Origin of the sequence: Nostoc sp. (genome assembly GCF_036917515.1) — a bacterium.
In the GTDB taxonomy this organism is placed as follows: Bacteria; Cyanobacteriota; Cyanobacteriia; order Cyanobacteriales; family Nostocaceae; genus Nostoc.
Genome location: NZ_JBALDE010000053.1, coordinates 1 through 17,810, shown reverse-complemented (window position 1 = coordinate 17,810; position 17,810 = coordinate 1). Strand labels below are relative to the sequence as shown.

General features: G+C 40.1%; 16 protein-coding genes and 1 pseudogene. 6 read left to right on the top strand and 11 right to left on the bottom strand.

The genetic code is table 11. The features are described from left to right. From V7K89_RS06795 to V7K89_RS06770, 6 genes are all read right to left on the bottom strand, one after another. On the bottom strand, positions 1 to 230 hold a 230-nt coding region (locus V7K89_RS06795), incomplete at its 3' end, for a hypothetical protein (protein WP_335185555.1). 504 nt (positions 231 to 734) lie between these two features. Continuing rightward, on the bottom strand, positions 735 to 1,550 hold the full coding sequence (locus tag V7K89_RS06790) for a superoxide dismutase (RefSeq protein WP_335185553.1): 816 nt from the start codon (positions 1,548 to 1,550) through the stop codon (positions 735 to 737). 111 nt (positions 1,551 to 1,661) lie between these two features. Beyond that, on the bottom strand, positions 1,662 to 2,783 hold the full coding sequence (locus V7K89_RS06785) for an ABC transporter ATP-binding protein (RefSeq protein WP_335185551.1): 1,122 nt from the start codon (positions 2,781 to 2,783) through the stop codon (positions 1,662 to 1,664). Beyond that, positions 2,755 to 3,063: a type II toxin-antitoxin system HicA family toxin gene (locus V7K89_RS06780; protein ID WP_335185549.1), complete on the bottom strand. Its 309-nt coding sequence runs from the start codon at positions 3,061 to 3,063 to the stop codon at positions 2,755 to 2,757. The genes V7K89_RS06785 and V7K89_RS06780 overlap by 29 nt, the downstream gene beginning before the upstream one ends. Then, positions 3,063 to 3,281 (bottom strand): type II toxin-antitoxin system HicB family antitoxin, encoded by a 219-nt coding sequence (locus V7K89_RS06775; RefSeq protein ID WP_335185547.1) that lies wholly within the window; start codon positions 3,279 to 3,281, stop codon positions 3,063 to 3,065. The genes V7K89_RS06780 and V7K89_RS06775 overlap by 1 nt, the downstream gene beginning before the upstream one ends. Before the next feature lie 25 nt (positions 3,282 to 3,306). Further along, entirely contained in the window at positions 3,307 to 4,035 is a 729-nt protein-coding gene (locus tag V7K89_RS06770) for a GUN4 domain-containing protein (protein WP_335185544.1), read from the bottom strand. 274 nt (positions 4,036 to 4,309) lie between these two features. Here V7K89_RS06770 and V7K89_RS06765 point away from each other — a divergent pair, with 274 nt between their 5' ends. Together V7K89_RS06765 and V7K89_RS06760 are read left to right on the top strand one after the other, a co-directional pair. Next, the gene (locus tag V7K89_RS06765) at positions 4,310 to 5,731 is read left to right on the top strand and encodes an NADP-dependent isocitrate dehydrogenase (protein ID WP_335185543.1); all 1,422 of its coding nucleotides are present in this window, start codon (positions 4,310 to 4,312) and stop codon (positions 5,729 to 5,731) included. A gap of 587 nt (positions 5,732 to 6,318) precedes the next feature. After that, positions 6,319 to 6,561 (top strand): hypothetical protein, encoded by a 243-nt coding sequence (locus V7K89_RS06760; RefSeq protein ID WP_335185541.1) that lies wholly within the window; start codon positions 6,319 to 6,321, stop codon positions 6,559 to 6,561. A 307-nt stretch (positions 6,562 to 6,868) separates the two neighbouring features. Here V7K89_RS06760 and V7K89_RS06755 read toward each other — a convergent pair whose 3' ends face one another. Together V7K89_RS06755 and mtnA are read right to left on the bottom strand one after the other, a co-directional pair. After that, entirely contained in the window at positions 6,869 to 7,345 is a 477-nt protein-coding gene (locus V7K89_RS06755) for a GNAT family N-acetyltransferase (RefSeq protein WP_335185539.1), read from the bottom strand. Between the two features lie 133 nt (positions 7,346 to 7,478). Beyond that, entirely contained in the window at positions 7,479 to 8,540 is a 1,062-nt protein-coding gene (gene mtnA / locus V7K89_RS06750; protein WP_335185536.1) for an S-methyl-5-thioribose-1-phosphate isomerase, read from the bottom strand. Between the two features lie 446 nt (positions 8,541 to 8,986). On the opposite strand from mtnA, the gene V7K89_RS06745 reads away from it, so the two are divergent. The 4 genes from V7K89_RS06745 to V7K89_RS06730 all read left to right on the top strand — a co-directional run bounded on the left by V7K89_RS06745 (position 8,987) and on the right by V7K89_RS06730 (position 13,271). Further along, entirely contained in the window at positions 8,987 to 9,127 is a 141-nt protein-coding gene (locus V7K89_RS06745) for a hypothetical protein (protein ID WP_335185534.1), read from the top strand. Between the two features lie 70 nt (positions 9,128 to 9,197). After that, the gene (locus V7K89_RS06740) at positions 9,198 to 10,205 is read left to right on the top strand and encodes a DUF2235 domain-containing protein (protein WP_335185532.1); all 1,008 of its coding nucleotides are present in this window, start codon (positions 9,198 to 9,200) and stop codon (positions 10,203 to 10,205) included. A 147-nt stretch (positions 10,206 to 10,352) separates the two neighbouring features. Further along, positions 10,353 to 11,993, top strand: coding sequence for a peroxidase family protein (locus tag V7K89_RS06735; RefSeq protein WP_335185530.1), 1,641 nt, complete (start codon positions 10,353 to 10,355; stop codon positions 11,991 to 11,993). 96 nt (positions 11,994 to 12,089) lie between these two features. After that, positions 12,090 to 13,271 carry a catalase gene (locus V7K89_RS06730; protein ID WP_335185528.1) on the top strand — a complete coding sequence of 394 codons (1,182 nt, stop codon included), beginning with the start codon at positions 12,090 to 12,092 and terminating at the stop codon, positions 13,269 to 13,271. Between the two features lie 203 nt (positions 13,272 to 13,474). On the opposite strand, the pseudogene V7K89_RS06725 reads toward V7K89_RS06730, so the two are convergent. The 3 genes and pseudogenes from V7K89_RS06725 to V7K89_RS06715 all read right to left on the bottom strand — a co-directional run. After that, positions 13,475 to 14,071 (bottom strand): annotated as a pseudogene (locus V7K89_RS06725) (M10 family metallopeptidase C-terminal domain-containing protein); the annotation flags it as partial. Positions 14,072 to 14,553: 482 nt separating this feature from the next. Beyond that, the gene (gene dxs, locus V7K89_RS06720) at positions 14,554 to 16,461 is read right to left on the bottom strand and encodes a 1-deoxy-D-xylulose-5-phosphate synthase (protein ID WP_335185526.1); all 1,908 of its coding nucleotides are present in this window, start codon (positions 16,459 to 16,461) and stop codon (positions 14,554 to 14,556) included. 672 nt (positions 16,462 to 17,133) lie between these two features. After that, positions 17,134 to 17,577 (bottom strand): hypothetical protein, encoded by a 444-nt coding sequence (locus V7K89_RS06715; protein ID WP_335185524.1) that lies wholly within the window; start codon positions 17,575 to 17,577, stop codon positions 17,134 to 17,136. Positions 17,578 to 17,810: the final 233 nt, after the last annotated feature.

Genomic DNA, 17,810 nt, shown 5'->3' with positions numbered 1-17,810 from the left:
TGTCTAGTAACTGCTACACCTGTAGAACTGTTAATTACATACCAAGTACCATCACTCGGTCGCCAGACTGCAAAATCAGTTCTACCATCATTATCATAATCACCGGGAACAGGAATATCGCCACCTACGCCCCATTGTCTAGTAACTTCAGCTTGTGCTTTAGAATTTAAAATTCCAAGCAAAAATGGAACAGCTAAAGCAACCGTGAATAATTTGCAACCAATCTTCATAAGAATATTCTCCTTATAATTAAAATGACTCAACAATGTTTTTATTCAAATTGGACATTTAAAGAAAGATTCTAAGTTTTAGGCGTTGTGATAATGAAATCTAAAATTGCAATCTTATATAACCTTTGTTGGTACAAGTGATATTAGCACTACACGTGTAAAATTACTTACAATATTTGTTGAGATATCTTCATATTTTTTACGTAAAATCAAGCTATATTAAATTCCAAAAAATAAAAAAAATGACTGCAATGGTTCAAGGAAACTGATTATTAAAGCGAATCATTTTTAAAAAATAGACCTGTTGCAGAAATCACAAATAATAACCCTACCCAGCCAAAGCTACGCTTTGTCTCCCCTTCCCTTACTAAAAGGTAGGTGTTAGGAACTTTTACAAAATATCTAAATGAATGACGATTAGCTTATCACATCAAAAAACTGGCAGCAGAATATTGTTTCTGTTGCCAGTTTTAAGTGTCTACAATTCTAAATTGTTGTCTGGTTTCAGGCAAATTTGCTTGCTACTGCAAACCGCTTGTTAATCTCATCCCAATTAACCACGTTCCACCAAGCATCTAAATAATCGGCGCGGCGGTTTTGATAATTGAGATAATATGCATGTTCCCATACATCATTACCCAGAATGGGATATTTACCTGCACTTAAGGGACTATCTTGATTAGCTGTAGTTGTCACTTCTAGCTTGCCACCCTTGTTACGCACTAACCAAACCCAACCACTACCAAAACGACCAGCACCAGCCTCGTTAAACTGTTTTTTGAAAGCTGCAAAAGAGCCAAAATTTTGATTAATCGCGGTGGCTATATTTCCTGTTGGTTCTCCCCCACCTTTCGGTTTCATAATTTGCCAGAACATTGAGTGGTTGACATGACCACCGCCATTATTACGTACTGTTTTGCGAATATCTTCTGGTACACTGTCAAGTTTTTGCAACATTTCTTCAACAGTTTTGCCTTTGAGTTCTGGGTGTTTGGCTAACGCTGTATTCAGGTTTTTTACATAAGTTGCGTGGTGTTTATCATGGTGAAATTGCATCGTTTTGGTATCGATGTGTGGTTCCAGTGCTTCGTAAGCGTAAGGTAAAGGTGGTAGTTGAATAGCCCCTGTTGTATTTTGTGTTGCATTTGCCGTTGCATTTGCTGTTGTATTTGGTGTTGTATTTGCTGCTATATTTGGTGTTGTGTTAGAAGTTGCAGTGTTTCCCTGAGAAGAATTCTCTGCCGATGCACAAGCGTCTAATGCAAAAGCACCAGCACCCGATGTAAGTAAAACCAAGAAATGGCGTCGATTAATAGTCATATAAGTTTTTGCAGCGAATCTATTGAGTCTATATTGTAGTTTTCATTTTCTTAGATTTTGGCTACAAAAAATTAGAAATTAGCGATTACTTCTGGCAGTTTAAGAAACTCTTTATAAAATTCTGTCCCCAGTTTTGGGATCGAATACAAACAACTGATTTAAATCAAGCTGTAGAGAAAGGCGATCGCCTGGACGAAGACGCATATCACCGCCTACCTGAATATTCAACATCACCGCCGAACCAGGTAAACCAGCACGAATCAAAGTTTCTCTTCCCAAAGGTTCCACAACTTTAACTTCAACCGATAATAGTCCTGAGTTTTGAGTACTGTTAGCGGTAGCAGGGGGTTCAACCCGTTCTGAGTCAGTGTTGATTTTAATATGCTCTGGACGAATCCCTAAATCAAAACTATGTCCCTGACGCAAGTGTAATTTTTCATTTACAACTGCTGGAATCGCTAATAACTGTCCACTCACATCAAAACCATTGTTTTGATAGATTGCAGGCAAAATATTCATTGGCGGACTGCCTAAAAAACCTGCCACCATTTGATTAGCAGGATTTGCATAAATAGTTTGGGGATCGCCAATTTGTTGAATACGTCCTCGATTTAAAACGACAATTTTATCAGCCAAAGTCATCGCTTCAACTTGATCGTGGGTAACGTAAATAGTTGTAATGCCTAATTCTTGATGTAACTGTTTCAATTCTGCCCTGGTATCATCGCGCAATTGGGCATCTAAATTAGATAAAGGTTCATCAAGTAAAAATACTTGAGGTTCACGAGCGATCGCTCTCCCTAATGCCACCCGTTGTTGCTGTCCCCCCGAGAGTTGTTTAGGTTTACGATCCAGCAAGTGATCGAGAGAAAGCGATTGCGCCACATTCATCACCCGTTCTTGAATGATTTTTCGGTCAACCTTCCGCATTTCTAAGCCAAAGCCGATGTTTTGCGCCACACTCATGTGAGGATAGAGAGCGTAGTTTTGGAACACCATCGCCACATCTCGTTGTCTGGCTGGGATATTATTCACCAAGCGATCGCCAATAAAGAGTTTACCAGATGTAGCGGTTTCTAAACCGGCGATCGTTCGCAAAATTGTCGACTTACCACAACCTGATGGGCCGACTAAAACCCAAAACTCGCCATCGGGAATTTCAAAGGTAATGTCCTCGATAGCGGTGACGTTATTGAATCTACGCTTAATATCTTCTAGACGAACGTTGGCCATTATCTGATTTGATATTGTGCTTTTGGAATTGGTAAAAAACTTCCCAACTCGATGATTCCAGCAATGCGATAAACTCTTCCCTGGTCAGTTCAGCATCGCGTAGTATTTTGCGTAGTAATCCTTTACCTATTGTTTTACCAGCATGAACAGGAATAGTTATTAAGCGCCCATCTTTACGTTCTATTTCTATATAAGAGCCTTTTTGACGCACCGCTTGAAATCCTATTTTCTCAAAGGCGTTAATAACTGTTTTACCTGTTAAAACTGGTAGTTTTGGCATTAAAGTACTACCTTTTGAATACCTATAAATTCTAGTATTTTTTCATCACTGTTTGTTTCTAAACAAAGTTCAATTACTTCTTTCATGTTAGTCATCAACTCATCAATTGTTTCTCCTTGACTATAACAGGCTTGTAGCTGAGGTATTTTTTTGACATAGTAGCCATCTTCATTCCGTTCAATAATCACGTAGAATTCTCTGTTGGTGGGATTGATCATAGTCTATTTGTCCGTAGGCTCAAAATTATTTTTCTGGATTCTTCGACCAAGCTGAGTGAGAAAGTAAAGAAGCAAAAACTCGTACTCCCCGAAGTTGATTAGAAAGGGGTAAGTGACCTTTAGGCGCACTTAAATCCCAGGTAAACTCGTTAGGGTATCGCGTCCAGTTATTACCTGCTTTCCAGCCAATTTTCGGCCAGAAATTCTCCCAATTTTTACCCAAACTTAACCAGATTTCTCGCTGCACTGAAAAACCAAATTTACCTTCGGAGTGGACTAACCAAAGATTATTAATGGTTTGTAAGTCAACAGCCGAGGTATTTTCTACCTCAGTAAAATACAACCATTTTCGTTGTACAGCCGTTGGCCCTGATAGTTCACACATTTTTTCGATGGTGACGCGATCAGCGGCTTGGAAGTCTTGAGCAGCAAGTAGCTGTTGCAAAGAATTGTAGTTAATCCCGCATTCTGATTTTAGAGGTACAATTCCCTCAGGAAAACAGGATCGTAGAAATTCTTTGGCTTGAGGTGCATCAGAGTTATAAAGGACTTGGTAAGCTTTGCCATCAACCCAAGTCGGTGGGTTCTCACGTCGTTTCAGTAAAAATTCCATCAATACGTCTAATCCCTCATTACCCAACTCAGCTAACTGTGGGATTATCTGTTGTTGGACTCTTTCAGACCCAGTGATTAATGGTTGTCGGAGGGAGTCGATGTCATTTGCAGGGCCTGATAAAATCATTGGGTCTGTCATGCCATTCTCGTTTTAGCGGTCAGTGAAAGAGCGGTAAGCTATCGGGCATTCTCTAAAGTGAAGCACTGGTAGCGAAAAGTAGTTTACTATTTTTGATCGTACAAAATTGCGATCGCTTCACTGAATCCCACACTTAATCCCCAAATAATGTACAAGGGGAATAGGGGGACAATCTGCGCCTTATGGCTTGGTAAATAAAAGGTACAGCAAAATATACAAGCCTGCCACATAAGGTTTTTTGACTAGCAGCGTATCGATTAGGAGTGTGTGAACTATGTACGACAAGATTACCCCCCCCACAACTGGAGCAAAAATCACCTTCAAAAATGGTGAACCAATCGTACCAGAAAATCCAATTATCCCCTTTATTCGGGGCGATGGTACAGGTATAGATATCTGGCCTGCTACTCAAAAAGTGCTAGATGCTGCGGTAGCCAAAGCATACAAGGGTCAGCGTCAAATTAGCTGGTTCAAGGTTTACGCTGGGGACGAAGCTTGTGATTTATACGGTACTTACCAGTATTTACCTCAAGATACTCTCACAGCAATTGAAGAATATGGTGTTGCTATTAAAGGGCCTTTGACTACTCCCGTTGGGGGGGGAATTCGTTCTTTAAATGTAGCACTGCGGCAAATTTTTGACTTGTATGCCTGCGTGCGTCCTTGCCGTTACTATGCAGGTACGCCTTCACCCCACAAAAATCCGGAAAAGCTAGATGTTATCGTTTATCGAGAGAATACGGAAGATATTTATTTAGGCATTGAGTGGCGACAAGGTAGCGAAATCGGCGATCGCTTAATTAAAATTCTCAATGAAGAACTGATAAGAGCCACCCCAGAACATGGGAAAAAACGCATTCCTCTTGATTCTGGTATTGGCATCAAACCCATCAGCAAAACTGGTTCCCAGCGCTTAGTTAGACGTGCCATTAAACACGCTTTGCTATTGCCCAAACACAAGCAACAAGTGACTTTGGTGCATAAGGGCAACATTATGAAGTACACCGAAGGCGCTTTCCGCGACTGGGGTTATGAACTAGCAACCAGTGAATTTCGCCAAGAAACTGTCACTGAACGGGAATCTTGGATTTTGAGTAACAAGGAAAAAAATCCGAATATTTCCTTGGAAGAAAACGCCCGCGAGATTGATCCTGGGTTTGATGCTCTTACTGAAGATAAAAAAGCACAAATTGTCAAGGAAGTTGAAACTGTTCTTAACTCAATTTGGGCAACCCACGGCGAGGGCAAATGGAAAGATAAAGTTTTGGTAAATGACCGGATTGCTGACAGTATTTTTCAACAAATCCAAACCAGACCAGATGAATATTCGATTTTGGCGACGATGAACTTGAACGGCGATTATTTGTCTGATGCCGCCGCCGCCATTGTTGGGGGATTGGGAATGGGGCCAGGGGCAAATATTGGTGATTCTAGTGCGATATTTGAAGCTACCCACGGTACTGCACCCAAACACGCTGGCTTAGATCGGATTAATCCTGGTTCAGTGATTTTATCTGGTGTGATGATGCTGGAATTTCTGGGTTGGCAAGAAGCCGCAGACCTAATTAAGAAAGGTTTAAGCGATGCGATCGCGAGTAGTCAAGTCACCTACGATTTAGCCCGGTTGTTAGAACCGCCAGTTGAACCCTTAAAATGTTCTGAATTTGCCGAGGCAATTATTCAGCATTTTGGTTAAGTTTACTAGGGTTAATTAGTCGAATAAAAAGACCTCTCGCAGGTTTTACTACACAAAACCTGTCCCTCTTTGAGTCGGAGCTACTACCGTACACACAAGTCTGAAATAGCTGATTTACTAGGGTTTTACCCCACCCTAACCTTCACGCCACTTGCTCCACTTGGGGAAACCCCAAGACCGCAGTGGCTCCTCGATGTATTGAGGAGCCACTGCGTTGGGCAGCTTTGCCCGACTTGTTCGCTTTTAGCATTCCCGCAGGGTAGCAAGTGGCGTGAGGGAACTAGATTTCTTTTTTTCTCAATGCATTGAGGAGATTAAGGGGTGTAATTCGACTTCTGTGTACACCGTAGCCTAAAAGGAGGAGAGAGGTCAAAGTGTATTGCTTCCATTTGAGAACCGCTATAGTTTAACTTTTAGTTGTTATTTGTTCGTTGTCTAGGGTTTTTAATCGAATGACCAAATAATTTTGAGAAAGCCCTGACAATTTCTATTCGCCAGGTCAGTATTTTTACTAAATCAACCATTTTAAAAAAGCGAAATAGCATTTTATTTGTAAAAAACACCAAAATCAGAAAGCAAACTAGGGTTTGAGAAAGCAAAAGCTTATTTTGAGTAAGTCAAAGCTTCTTTTACTTGCGGAAAACACCAAAATGAGAAAGCAAAAGCTTATTTTGAGTAAGTCAAAGCTTCTTTTACTTGCGGAAAACACCAAAATGAGAAAGCAAAAGCTTGTTTTGAGTAAGTCAAAGCTTCTTTTACTTGCGGAAAACACCAAAATGAGAAAGCAAAAGCTTGTTTTGAGTAAGTCAAAGCTTATTTTGAGTAAGTAATTGCGGACTTTGCTTATTGAATTTAGTCTAAATATGAAGTTTAGATAAAATTATTGAAAAAATTGCTGATAAATGCTGTTTAGTTTTTACTTTTAATTCCGTTTCCCCACTTTTTAAGTGCGGTCTTCTCCCAAAGGGAGAGGCTAGCGCCTTCTCTACAAGACGCTTTGCGAACGCGGAGCGTCTTGTAGAGAAGGGGGTTTCCTGCATGAGCGATTGGCGTGGGTTAGGGGGGATCTAAAAGTGCCTAAAGTCATAGCGAAACACTTTTCAAACAACCTCTTAGACAGTTTCAATCCCTGCGTACCTAGAGCTTCTTGAAGTATCTGGCGATCGGTAACAGCCCGAAGCCGAGCTTTTCATAAGTGCGACGTGCTGGAGCATGACCGGGATCGCCTCCGGTCTCGACCATAGCAACAGACATCCCAGCATCTTTCATCCAATCAAGAGCAAATTGTGTCAAAGCGCTGCCAATTCCGTGACCTTGAAAGTCTGGTTCGACAGCGACCATGTAGATTTCACCCATGCTGGTCTTCGAGTCTAGTTTCACGGCTACAAAGCCCACGATTGAATCAGCATTGATCGCAACCCATACATTTGTGTCCTCTGCACCGCAGACACCCTTGACAGCATTTTGCTGGCTCACACGCCAATCAGGATGGAATTCTCGGTAAACATCAAAGTCCATCACTTTCTGAATCGAATCAAAGACCGGAGCCCATGCTCGAAGCGAAAGACAAATGACTGCATCAAGTTGATGAGTTTCGTAAGGTTCAATCCGCATTTCCATATTCCAACTAACGCCGAAGGTTCCCAAATCAAATAATGAAGCGGTCGAACTATTATTTGAACCACTCCCTTTTCCAAATCCCGTGAAAAGTTAGAGTTAAAGACAGGGAGGGGTTCGTCAAACTCAATTACACTAATTGCTTTAACTGTGATTTTGCTAATTTATCAGGTGCGATCGCTCCATTCTCTGTAATGATGGCTGTAATCAATTCAGCTGGAGTCACATCAAAAGCGGGGTTATAAAAATCTACACCTTCAGGTGTGAGAATGGTATCACCAACTTGATAGATTTCTGTTGGTTCGCGTTCTTCAATGGGAATTTTGCTGCCATCGGCTAATTCAAAATCAACGGTGGAAAGGGGCGCAGCCACAAAGAAGGGGATATTATGTGCTTTAGCTGCGATCGCAACACTATACGTACCAATTTTATTGGCAGTGTCGCCATTAGCGGCAATGCGATCAGCACCCACAACTACAGCATGAATCAAACCCTGTTTCATGCAATGGGCTGCCATATTATCAGTAATTAATGTCACTGGAATCCCTTCTTGCACGCATTCCCAAGCAGTGAGTTTTGCACCTTGTAAGCGAGGACGGGTTTCGTCAGCAAAAAGCCGTTCTAAACGTCCTTCCCTCCAAGCAGAACGCACAACACCCAAGGCTGTGCCATATCCAGCAGTAGCTAGCGCCCCAGCGTTGCAGTGGGTAAGCAGCGTCAGCTTTTCTGGGGTAGACGGTAAAACTGCTAAACCATTGTCGCCGATTGCCTGACAGGTTTGCAAATCTTCAGCATTGATTGCTTGGGCTGTTTGGAAAAGGGTTTGCTTGATGTCTTCTACCGTTCCCAGCGTTTCGTAGGCAGTTTTCATCATCCGGCTAATTGCCCAAAATAAATTTACTGCCGTCGGACGAGTAGAACGCAACAACTGGGCTACTTTATCTAAGTGTTGCAAAAATTCATGGCGATCGCTTGTTGCAATTTCTCTTGCACCAAGATACATTCCATAAGCCGCAGCCACACCAATTGCAGGCGCACCTCGCACAATCATGGTTTTAATCGCCCGCGCCATATCTTCACTGCGGTGAATTTCTACAAATGTATATTCGTTGGGTAGACGGGTTTGATCGATCAGTGACACTGAGTAATTATGCCAAATAACGGGATAAACCTGGTTTGTGGAAGGTGTCATAGCAATAGGTTGTTAGTAAATAAGCAACATTTTTTACTTTAATGCATACTGATAATTTTATTTTAAAAACCAAATTTCATTAACTACAGCATTTTCTACCTTAATTAAGTAACTTCTTTAATTTTAAGTACACATAGAATATGCAGTAAAAAGATTAAAGAAGATTTTCTTAACCAAAATTTTTACTCATTTTGAAAGGCTAGTTATGATCTTTATGTATTGACAAAATGTTAATTTTATGCCAAAACATTTAAAATATCTTAGTTACAGGTTAAATATATAACATTTATGTAATTGCTTTATTTAAAATGAAGTGCTTTAATAAATAACTAAAATGAGTGAACTATTATCTAAGACTAGGTTTTAATTTTTTATATTGAAAATTATTATTCGTTTTCAAGTATAAAATTATTTAGTTTATTCCAAAAGAAAAAAAGGAACCAAGTATGAATAAACAAGTAAGTTATATACCTGCTGTTGATTTAGTGATCGTCATCGATACTAGTCCTTCGATGAAAGATGAAGCCCAAAGTTTGAGTGATGCTGCTGCGAGTGCGATCGCTCTCATAAAATCTTCTTTCACTTAGTTAGTAATCAATGGTTTAACAAATTAACAACATCGTTGATCTAATTACTCAAAGGCTTTGAAATAGAACTATGAAACGTATTGTTATTTGCTGTGATGGAACCTGGCAACAATTAATAAGTCCTTACCCAAGCAATGTGGTTAAATTAGCTCAATCTGTGAAACCGATCGCCAATGACGGTGTTACCCAGATCATATTTTATGACGAAGGCATTGGAACCGAAAGTCAAAAAATTTTAGGGGGAGCTACCGGACTAGGAATCGATAGAAATATAGAAGATTGCTACCGATTTCTGAGTCTCAATTATGTTTCTGGTGACGAAATCTATCTGTTCGGCTTCAGTCGCGGTGCTTACACAGTTAGGAGTCTATCAGGGATGATCTATTGCTCCGGTCTTTTAGACCGCCCCCATGTCACCAAAGCACATGAAGCTTACGAGCTTTACCGTAACCGGGGTATTAAACCCAAGGATAAGGAAGCTGTAGAATACCGTCAAACTTACGGTGAGCGCGTCCCTATCACCTTGCTTGGTTGTTTTGACACTGTAGGTGCCCTTGGGATTCCTGGGATGCCCGCTTTCAGCAAGTTGCACGAGCAGCTGAATAAGCGGTACAGATTCCATGATACTACTTTAAACAAATATGTTCAGAATGCATTGCACGCGATGGCGATCGACGAAATCCGCGAAGTCTTTGATGTAACTCCGATGAAAAAGCATCCCGAAGCTGAAAATCAGCGGGTGATTCAAAAGTGGTTTCCAGGTGGGCATGGTTGCGTTGGCGGTGGAACCGAAGAATACAGCGGGTTATCAGATGCTGCCTTACAGTGGATGATTGATTCGGTCGGTGTTCTGGGATTGGGGCTTGACTTAGATCCAAGTGTGATTCCGACAGGCATTAACCCCAATTATAAATGTGACTTTAAGAACGATGTTGGATTCTTTAAATTGGCTGGAATCAAGTTTCGTGAGGTGGGGGATGTCATTGAAGATATTCATGAAAGCACGATCAACCGTTTGAAAAGTCGCAAGGACTATCGACCGAAAAATCTACAAAAGATTATCGATAAACTGAATTAATTTATTAATAATGTTGTTTCCAGGAGTGCCTGCTGCTTTAGCCCTCCTACTAATGTTTTAGTCTTGCCAAAACCATTAGCAGAAATAAGCCTTCTTTTTAAATAGAAGCAAGTGATTAAGTCAACAAGCGATTTTAAAGGAGAAATTATGACCGCAAAAAGAGACACATCAAAAGATGGGTTTAGAAACAAACTTGAGACGGCTGTTTTAACCGGCTTTAAACCAATTTGGAACTTTATTCAAAACAACCCAGGTCTTGCTAGAAAAGTAAACAAAACTCTCACTAACAATGCCATCTTAAAAATTCCGACTCGTCCATATCCGTTTAGTACAATGTCTCCCTATACATCCTGGGAGTCATTAATCGATCGAACATATTCAGGACTCCAACTACCACCACTAGATTGGAAACCCTTGACTAATGAAAACTATATCGGTATTAATTTAACACCTGCGGAAAAGTTTGAGAAAAATCTGCCGCCAATTCAAGATTTGGAGATTTTATATCGTAAAACTGGGAAAACGAAATACTCGCCTAAATCCTCTCTAATTTTCCCCTATTTTGTTCAATGGTTTACAGATAGCTTTCTTAGAACCGATCGCCACGATCCACGCAGGAATAGTTCCAACCACCACATCGATTTGTGCAATGTCTATGGGTTAAATCCAAAGATTACACATTTGCTGCGATCGTATCAAGGCGGTAAGCTAAAAAGCCAAATTCTTAATGGAGAAGAATATCCTCTCTTTTACTATGATGAAGATGGAAAACCCAAAGAAGAATTTAGAGGGTTGCCCCATCTTTACACCGATGAGTCCACCCCAAAAGCAGAAACGTTCCCTCCAGAAAAAAAACAGAAATTGTTTGCGATGGGGTTGGAAGTAGAACGAGCAAATGTGCAAATCGGCTATGTCATGCTGAATGTTCTTTCCTTAAGGGAACATAATCGCGTATGCGATCTCTTGGCAAAAAATTATCCAACTTGGGACGATGAACGCCTTTTCCAAACGGCAAGAAATATTGTCATGGCTGAATTTCTCAAGATTGTTTTAGAAGATTACATTAACCACATAACTCCCTATCATTTTCAAATTTTCACCGATCCCCTTGCATTTACTGATGAAAAGTGGTATCGGCATAATTGGATGTCGGTAGAATTTAGTTTAGTTTATCGTTGGCATAGTATGCTACCCGATACTTTAATACATAACGGGCAAAAGCTTCCCATGCCTGCCTCGATGTGGAACAACGACATGATTATCAACAAGGGATTAGGAGCCATCTTTGAAGAAAGTTGTTCCCAACCCGCAGCGCAACTGAGTTTATTTAACACACCAGAATTTCTTATTCCCACCGAAATAGCTAGTATTCGCATGGGTCGTGAGGCAAAATTAAGAAGCTATAACGATTATCGGGAATTATGCAAGTATCCCCGCATAACCAACTTCAATCAGATTAGTAGTGATAAAAAAGTCCAAAAAGAACTGCAACGATTGTATCGTCATGTAGATAATATTGAGTTGTACGTCGGTCTTTATGCAGAAGATTTACGACCAAATTCAGCTTTACCACCCTTAGTCGGACGATTAATAGGAATTGATGCTTTTTCTCAAGCGTTTACCAATCCTCTACTAGCGGAAAATATCTTCAATCCAGAAACTTTTTCACCAGTAGGTTGGAAAGAAATTCAGAATACAAAAACCCTGTCCCAAGTGGTGCATCGCAATATTCCTCAAGGTAAAAACTATAGAATTTCTTTTTATCGTCAAGATTGGCAGCCAGTTTGATTACCTGATAAGTGTGGGTGTGTTACGAATGAGAAAACATACCCTAATTGTTAAAGATACATAAAGTATTTTCTAATTAATCCTATCTTTAAAAAAATGAAACTATTTACCGAATATCCAGAAAAAGACGAAGCCAAATATTGCGCTTTCATGAGTGAGCTAGTCAAAAAGAACATGGATAATCTTTACGGCGGTGAGAAGAAAAAAACTGCAAAAAGAGATACCCACTCTAAAACCAACGCTGCTGTACAAGGAACTTTAGAAATTTTTGACTTTGATGAAGCAGCAATTAAGCAAGAATTGAGCAAACGCGCCTCATTAACCCAAGCTCAACTTCAAGCCATTTCTTTAAAACAAGGTTTATTTGCCAAACCGAAACAATATCCAGTTTGGCTACGATTTGCAAATGGTGCGTTTTCAGTCAAGAATGATTATGAAGGAGATACGCGCTCCATGTCCGTGAAAGTGGTAGGGGTAGAAGGAGAACGACTACCGCAAAGTCACGAGTTGAAAACCCAAGATATTATTACTCACAATACCGAATTCTTTTTTGTTAGAACTATCAAAGACTTCCATAGCTTTTTCTTGACAGTTTATCGAGCAGGGCTGTTTCCGCTTTTTAAGCTGTTGGTGGTTTTATGGCTAAAGTCGCATCCCTACGAAGCTACACTTCTAAAAAACAGTTTCAAACGTTTTCCCAAAAGTTTGCTCACAGAACGCTATTGGAGTGCTTCAGCATATTCTTTGGGACTCAAATCTAATTTCGATTCATCTCAACCAGGTCGAGTTCCTGTGGAATATCCGGTTGTGATTAAATATGGATTTACTCCAGTTTCCAGTCAACCACCTCATCAACAACTTCCTTTAGAGTCCAGACCAGAAAGTGAGCTTCAGCGTGCCAAAGCTTCAGGTTCAGAGGACAATTACTACCGAGAAGATATTATTGAAGCTTTAGCAAAGCCTGATGCCCAATATTGTTGGGACTTTCAAATCCAATTTCAAACCAGCCCAGAGATGTCAATTGATGATACTACCATTGTTTGGAATGAAAAGGAATCACCCTTCTTTACAGTTGGTCGCCTGACAGTTAAGCATCAAAAGGTTAATTCTCCTAAAGAAAGTGACTTTGGGGAAAATCTCAGTTTTTCCCCTGCGAATGGTTTAGCAGTGCATCGTCCGGTTGGTGCAATCAATCGATTACGCAGCATTGTTTATCATATCGTTGCTGATAACCGTCACCAAAAACGAGGAGTTAAATATCAGGAACCAACTGTCTGAATTTTCACATGAATTATTAATTATAAATAAGCTTCTTTTTCTTTGTACCTTTGCACCTTTGCATGAGGCTAATTCATATTTTCAATCAGCAACGCTGATTGAACTGGGCACTGGGAAAATTTGTATGAGCAAAACCTAACTCCCTAGCCCCTTTCCGAGGCAAAGAGGGGTTGGGGTTCTTCTAAGATTACTGAATTGGTGTTCTAGGCAATCAGGCTAAAATTGCTACTATTCAAAGTAATATTAGGATTGCCTAAACGGGCAAACTCAAATACTATTCCCGTGCCCAGGAGATTGCCATCCCGATTATAGAATAGGCTACCACTACTTTGGCTAAAGACAATATGTGCATTACTAGCATTGACAAATTGATTGTTAGTGACAACTGCACTGTTGAAAATAAAATCACTGGCTTGCAATTGACTTTTGCGAATGCCATTGATTTTCAGTCGATAATAATAATCACCATCATAGAAGTCATAGCGGGTGCTAATTATGGCGTTAGTATCTGTATCTTCACTTGTTAGAAGTGAGATAGTATTGAAGTCACTGATGCCAAGAGTTCTCAGATCAATTTTGTCTGCTCCTTTCTGAAAATCAATTACGATGTCTTGGTTTTTAGCAGCAACAGAAGCATCAAAGTACTCTAAGACAAATTGATCGTTACCTGCACCACCATACAAAGTATCACTTCCATAACCACCTAATAATTGATCATTTCCACCTAGTCCAGAAAGGGTATCATTACCATTTAAGCCTTGAATAGTATCATTTCCAGAAGTGCCAACTAAATTATCATTCTTGTTTGTTCCTTAAATAGCCATAGTTTTACTGTGCTTTTTTTAGGTTTAAAAGGTGCAGACAAAATTTGACATATCATGCAATATCTATTACATAATTTTGTAAATTCAATAATTAATATTAAATATTAATTATTATGTTGTTCTTCACTCTTAATCAATCTATTTAAAAAAAGTACGACAAAATACAGAGTTAAACTTTACTCGTTTAACCCATGAAAACTATAAAGTGATCGCTTGCTACTGACTTGATGCTACTATTGAATTGATGGTATAATGAGCTTAGTAATTAACCAGATTAAGTATACAGATAATAGAAAAATAAAAATAAATTTCAGTAATTATTTAATACTTGATCATTTTCGGTAATTGACTAAGGTTTAACCGAACATGATATTTTTAATATTAAACTTGCCGTTTTCATAAGCAAATCGCCCACACCTGAGTCACAAGTGTGGACGATTCATTCTACAAAGAATTAATTAAACAACAGCAGATACTTGCTGCTTAAAGAAAGCCTGTAAAACTCTCTCTGCTATTTGATGACTAGTTAAACCTAATTCTGTTTTAGATTCATTAGGTTCAGCATGATCTACTAACACATCTGGAACACCGAATCGCTTGACAGGAACGAGAATATCTGCATCTAATAAAGCTTCGGCGATCGCACTACCAAAACCACCCATGATACAACCTTCTTCTAAGGTGACAACACGGCCGATTTTCTTCGCTAAAGGCAAAATCAACTCAGTATCCAAAGGCTTAACAAAACGGGCATTAATTACAGTTGCTTCGATGCCATGTTCGCTGAGAATTTCCGCAGCTTGCATTCCTGGATAGACCATCGTGCCATAAGCGACGATTAACACCTCATCGCCTGTACGCAGAATCTCGCCTTTACCGATTTCCAAAGGTTCCCAGCCTTCTTCCATCAAGGGAACGCCGTAGCCATTGCCACGAGGGTAGCGCATTGCGATCGGCCCACTGGTATGATTAACGCCAGTTACTACCATGCTTTGCAGTTCTGCCTCGTCTTTGGGGGCCATGATTACCATGTTGGGAATGCAACGTAGATAGGCAATGTCATACATACCTTGGTGCGTGGGGCCATCAGATCCGACGATTCCCGCCCGATCCAAGCAGAAGAATACTGGCAGGTTTTGGATGCAGACATCATGAATTATCTGGTCGTAGGCGCGTTGCAAGAAGGTGGAATAAATAGCTGCAACAGGGCGCATCCCTTCGCTTGCAAGTCCTGCTGCTAGAGTAATTGCGTGTTGTTCCGCAATGCCGACATCAACATATTGATTGGGCAGTTTTGCTTGAAGTTTATCTAAACCTGTCCCTGTTGCCATCGCCGCAGTAATCCCAATAATTTTTGGGTTTTGTTCGGCAAGTTTCACCAAAGTGTGAGAAAAGACTTTGGCATAAGCCGGAGGTTTGGGTTTATTAGAAGGAATAGATTTACCAGTTGCGACGTTGAAAGGGTTTTGGGCGTGGTAGCCAACTTGATCTAGTTCGGCAATTTCATAACCTTTGCCTTTAACTGTTGCCACGTGTACCAAAACTGGGCCTGGTATCTGATGTGCTTGTTGGAAGGTGGCAATTAGTTCTTCAAGATTATGTCCATCCACTGGCCCAATGTAGGTAAAACCGAGTTCTTCAAAAACTGCACCTACCTTCGGAACAGCCAAGCGCTTCATACCTTCTTTGATGCGTCCGAGTTCGGGTGAGAGGGATTCACCAACGAAAGGAATTTGCTTCAACTGTTCTTCAAGATTATCTTTAATAAATTGCACCGGTTGGCTAAGGCGCATTTTGTTAAGATAGCGGGGAATCGCGCCGACGTTGCGAGATATGGACATATCGTTGTCGTTGAGAACAACCAACAGATTGGTTTTCGGCATGTGTCCGGCGTGGTTGATGGCTTCTAAAGCCATGCCGCCAGTCAGTGCCCCATCGCCAATCACAGCAACGGCTTTAAATTTTTCTCCTTTCAAGTCTCGCGCTAAAGCCATGCCCAATGCTGCTGAAATACTTGTAGAAGCGTGTCCAGCCCCAAAGTGGTCAAACTTGTTTTCACCCCGCTTAAGATAACCCGCTATTCCGTCTTTTTGTCTTAGGGTGTGGAAGCGATCGTAACGTCCTGTAAGCAGTTTGTGAGGATAAGCCTGGTGTCCTACATCCCAAATAACTTTATCCCGATCTAAGTCCAGTGTTTGGTAAAGTCCTAGTGTTAATTCGACAACACCCAACCCTGGCCCCAAGTGTCCACCATTAACTGCTACTGTTTGAAGATGCTTATCTCGAATCTGACGGGCAATCTGTTGCAGTTGGCGAACAGATAAACCGTGCAACTGATTAGGATGGGTGATTTCGCTCAGATGCATATTATAAGGTTTTCCTCTCTAACTTCGAGTCTCGGTATTTTGATTTTCCCACGGTCGGGTTGTACACAGAATCAAACTCTTACATTGTTACTAAGTTGTAGTGGAAAGTATAACTTCTTAATTGATAATGGTGAAAAATCTGTTAACCATTAACAATTCGTCAAATAAGGTCGCAATCAGTTAAAGTTATAACACATTTTTTAATGAGTAATGCTACTTAAATATAGCCTGCAATGCGTATAGAAAAACAAGTTTTTTAAAAGCAATTTGCGGAAGTTTCCTAAGCAGATTATTCAATTTTGCCAGCTTAAGTTAGTACAAAAGAAAGTCAAATATTTTCTTTATAACTATATATCTAGCATAATTGCTGGTAAATTATAGTTTTTACTTGAGTACTAGTTCTTATAACTGTGACAAATATGTATCTAAAGCTACTTGATTACTTTATCTAACTTTATTTATTTAGTAAATCAATTCTATATCTGGTTAAAAGTCTCCAATTGTAAAGGAGGCTTTAACTACAATCCCCTGTAGAGATGCTGCCGCTAGCTGTGCTACTCTACCATCATGTTTAACTATCTGTAAATAACAATATTTCCGACTTCTTAAAGAAATCGGAAATTTAAAGCTTTCGATTTTTACGAATTCAATAGGATTTCTATATCTATATCTCTATTGACCAAAAGCATCCTTAATGTTTTCTACAGTACGTTCAACAACATTCTTTGTGTTATCTACTGCTTCTTTAGTCCGAGATGCATCTTCATTTGCTCTTCTCTGAATTGTAGCGGCATCATTCTTGGCTTTACGTCCAATAGGGCTATCATTGTCTGTTGCTTGGTCAACTTTACTGGCATTGCTCTTGGCAGCTTCCTTAACTTTATCTGCTGTATCATCAATGAAATTTTTGGTTCGTCCTGCATCTCTACTAGCTTTGTCTTGAGCGCGATCTGCATCATCATAGGCAATCAAGGTTCCAGCAGGAGCAGCCATTGCTGAGGTGTTGGAGAAAAATGCACCTTGCCAAACGAAAGCGATCGCTAACAGACAAAGCAATGTTGTAGCCATCCAGCGTTTTACTGTGGAAAGTTGTTTTGCAACATAATTGAATTTCATACAATACATTCTCATGTGATTTAGCATACTATTTTTACTTCATTTAGCTTGTTAGCTATATCACTCCTTAGATAGAAGTTATCACATCAATAGTTATGAAAATAGTTCACTATTTTGAGAGATTGAATTTTGAGTAAGGATTATAGCAGTTCCTGCTTGAGTGCAATACAGTATGGGATGATGGAGTATATCAACGTCTAAGTGCCTGTAGAATGAAACCTTACTCCTGTGAT

Coding starts and splice junctions, on each gene's coding strand:
- V7K89_RS06790 (WP_335185553.1), bottom strand. CDS start 1,550: ATGACTATTAATCGACGCCATTTCTTGGTTTTACTTACATCGGGTGCT.
- V7K89_RS06785 (WP_335185551.1), bottom strand. CDS start 2,783: ATGGCCAACGTTCGTCTAGAAGATATTAAGCGTAGATTCAATAACGTC.
- V7K89_RS06780 (WP_335185549.1), bottom strand. CDS start 3,063: ATGCCAAAACTACCAGTTTTAACAGGTAAAACAGTTATTAACGCCTTT.
- V7K89_RS06775 (WP_335185547.1), bottom strand. CDS start 3,281: ATGATCAATCCCACCAACAGAGAATTCTACGTGATTATTGAACGGAAT.
- V7K89_RS06770 (WP_335185544.1), bottom strand. CDS start 4,035: ATGACAGACCCAATGATTTTATCAGGCCCTGCAAATGACATCGACTCC.
- V7K89_RS06765 (WP_335185543.1), top strand. CDS start 4,310: ATGTACGACAAGATTACCCCCCCCACAACTGGAGCAAAAATCACCTTC.
- V7K89_RS06755 (WP_335185539.1), bottom strand. CDS start 7,345: ATGCGGATTGAACCTTACGAAACTCATCAACTTGATGCAGTCATTTGT.
- mtnA (WP_335185536.1), bottom strand. CDS start 8,540: ATGACACCTTCCACAAACCAGGTTTATCCCGTTATTTGGCATAATTAC.
- V7K89_RS06745 (WP_335185534.1), top strand. CDS start 8,987: ATGAATAAACAAGTAAGTTATATACCTGCTGTTGATTTAGTGATCGTC.
- V7K89_RS06740 (WP_335185532.1), top strand. CDS start 9,198: ATGAAACGTATTGTTATTTGCTGTGATGGAACCTGGCAACAATTAATA.
- V7K89_RS06735 (WP_335185530.1), top strand. CDS start 10,353: ATGACCGCAAAAAGAGACACATCAAAAGATGGGTTTAGAAACAAACTT.
- V7K89_RS06730 (WP_335185528.1), top strand. CDS start 12,090: ATGAAACTATTTACCGAATATCCAGAAAAAGACGAAGCCAAATATTGC.
- dxs (WP_335185526.1), bottom strand. CDS start 16,461: ATGCATCTGAGCGAAATCACCCATCCTAATCAGTTGCACGGTTTATCT.
- V7K89_RS06715 (WP_335185524.1), bottom strand. CDS start 17,577: ATGAAATTCAATTATGTTGCAAAACAACTTTCCACAGTAAAACGCTGG.